General features: G+C 74.3%; 1 pseudogene. It reads left to right on the top strand.

The features are described 5' to 3' along the window. A pseudogene (locus x551_RS22885) lies at positions 1 to 622 on the top strand (alpha/beta fold hydrolase); the annotation flags it as partial. Positions 623 to 760 lie beyond the last annotated feature (138 nt).

Raw genomic sequence — 760 nt, 5'->3', positions numbered from 1 at the left:
GGCGCGCAGGCCGGAGCGCCGGTGCTGCTCTACCTGCACGGCGCGCGCTGGACGTGACCGGCAGCGCCCGCCGCGTGCGGCGCATGCAGGAGCTGGGCTTCAACGTGCTGGCGATCGACTACCGCGGCTTCGGCCGCAGCGCCCCGGGCGAGCTGCCGTCGGAGCAGATGGCCTACGAGGACGCCCGCGCCGCCTGGGATTGGCTTGCCGTGCAGCACCCGGGCGCGCCGCGCTACATCTTCGGCCACTCGCTGGGCGGCGCGATCGCGATCGACCTCGCCGCGCAGGTGCCCGACGAGGCCGGCTGATCGTCGAGGGCAGCTTCACCTCGGTGCGCGACGTGTTCTCGCAGATGCGCTGGGGCTGGCTGCCGCTGGGCCCGCTGATCACGCAGCGCTTCGACGCACAGGAGAAGGTGGCCCGGGTCGGCTCGCCGCTGCTGGTGGTGCATGGCAGCGAGGACCGGCTGATCCCGCCCGCGCTCGGCAAGGCGCTGTACGAGCGCGCCGCGTCGCCCAAGCGTTGGCTGCTGGTGGAAGGTGGCTCGCACCACAACACCAACGCCGTCGGCCAGGGCGCCTACCGCGAGGCACTGCGCGAGCTGTTCGGGCTGGCGTCCTGAGTGGCCGGCCCGGCGCCCGCGGCGCGCCATGATCCAATCGGCACCGACATGGCCACCCTCAAGCTCAAGAAGCCGGCGCCCGGCGCGCCCTCCTCGACCGCGACCGTCCGCCGCGCGCCACTGCGCAGCGGCGGCGTG

This window comes from Methylibium sp. T29 (assembly GCF_000576205.1).
GTDB lineage: Bacteria > Pseudomonadota > Gammaproteobacteria > Burkholderiales > Burkholderiaceae_C > Methylibium > Methylibium petroleiphilum.
The sequence above is the reverse complement of the archived record's forward strand: the minus strand, read 5'-3'. Positions and strand labels throughout refer to the sequence as shown.